2 protein-coding genes are annotated in these 1,790 nt (G+C 63.7%); both read right to left on the bottom strand.

Annotated elements, in window-relative coordinates:
- On the bottom strand, nt 1-755 hold a 755-nt coding region (locus tag ENZ74_RS30960; RefSeq protein ID WP_206522375.1), incomplete at its 3' end, for an endonuclease/exonuclease/phosphatase family protein.
- 108 nt (nt 756-863) lie between these two features.
- On the bottom strand, nt 864-1,790 hold a 927-nt coding region (locus ENZ74_RS30965; protein WP_245471050.1), incomplete at its 5' end, for a phospholipase D-like domain-containing protein.

A 1,790-nucleotide genomic window follows, 5' to 3' on the forward strand; every position in this document is an offset into this window, starting at 1 on the left:
CGTGAAAGCGGCGTGTCATGCGCGTCGATGGCGGCAATCATGCCATGCCGGTTGGCCATGATCCGGTCGAGCGCCAGCAGCGGCAGGTTCGACGGGAAGGTGGGGACCGCCGGCGGCTGCGGGCCGAACGTCGCATGCAGCGTGTTGAGAGCGGAGCGGTTGCCAAGCCGCCATTCGTTGAGGTCGCCGAGCAGCAGGGTCGGTCTTTCGTCCGGGCTGTTCATCAGGTCGAGCACGACGCGCGCCTGCTGGGAGCGGGAGCGGCGCAGCAGGCCAAGATGGGCGGCGATGATGCGCAGCGTCCGGCTTCCATCGAGGTCGATCTCCGCCACCACCGCGCCGCGCGGCTCCAGCCCCGGAAGCTTGATCTGGTGCACGTCGCGAACGACGCCCTTCTTGAACAGCAAGACGTTGCCATGCCAGCCATGGCCCTTGCCGGTGGCGGAAATCGGCACCGGAACCAGTCCGGTTTCCCGTTCGAGCCGGGGCAGGTCGAGAAGACCATCACGGTCGCCGAAGCGGTTGTCGGCTTCCTGCAGGGCAATGACATCCGGATCGATTTCGCGGATGACGCGGATGGTCCGGTCCGGATCGAACTTCCTGTCGACGCCGATGCATTTATGGACATTGTAGGAGGCAACCAGCGTGCCGGTGGTGGCTGTCGTCTTGAGTGCGGCGGCGTTAGCTTTCTGCATCCGGCGGTCACGAAGGGACAGAAGCATGCTTGCCGGGAGGCTGCGTCCAATTCTGTGCATCTGTGCTGCTCGTTCTCGCTGGCTTCAATTCAGAAGCCGGATACAGTCAAAATAGGCAATTTCGGCGTATGTTCCATGACAGACGAGTTCCTCAAGCGCACCTCCGCCTTAGAGATAGGGTGAACCGAGCCACAATGCCCGGTCGAACAGCCTGATTAGGAACGGCCGGGCTCGCAAGGCTTCCAGCGTTACCGGCACGGCGGAGGCAATCGCCGACCCGATCCGCGCCTCGATCTCGCTGGCAAAGCCGGCATCGAGCACCTCCAAGTCGATCTCGAAATTGAGCCGCAGCGATCGGGCGTCAAGATTGGAAGATCCGACATAGGCCCACACGCCGTCGATCGAAAGCAGCTTCGAATGGTCGAATGGTCCCTCGGTTCGCCAGACACGGCAATAGTGTTTGAGCACCTGATCGAACTGCGCCATCATCGCGCGGTCGACGAGGAAAAGATTGTTCACCGCCGGCACCACGATGTCTATCTCGACCCCGCGCCTGCCGGCGGTGATCAGGGCGCTGATCAGTTCCCGATCCGGCAGGAAATAGGGCGACATCACGCGTATGGACTTGCGGGCGACCGAGAACGCACCGATCAGCAGCTTGTGGTTGGTCTCGTTGCTGGCATCCGGGCCGGAAGCGACCGCCCGCACCATCATCGGTGCGCCTGGCGACGGCGACAGCGGGGCAATGCGCCAGGCGTCGCCCTTCAGCGCCTCGTTGGTGGCGAAGCGCCAGTCTTCGGCGGCGACCGAAAAGAGGTCGGCGACGATCGGGCCGGTCACCCGGAAATGTGTGTCCCTGGCGCTGTTGGAGCCGGCGAATTCGGCGGAGAAGCCTTTGCGGATGTTCATGCCGCCGGTGAAGGCGGCGATGCCGTCCACCACCAGGATCTTCCGGTGGGTCCTCAGATTGGCGTAGGGCAGGCGCAGGCCCATGACGATGTTGCCGTTGAAGACGTCGGCGGGGATGTTGGCCTCGCGCAAATGCCCCAGGATGCTCGGCACCGAGTAGCGGGCGCCGACGGCATCGATCAGCAC

The organism is Mesorhizobium sp. M7A.F.Ca.CA.002.15.2.1 (genome assembly GCF_003998715.1).
Classification (GTDB): Bacteria; Pseudomonadota; Alphaproteobacteria; order Rhizobiales; family Rhizobiaceae; genus Mesorhizobium; species Mesorhizobium ciceri.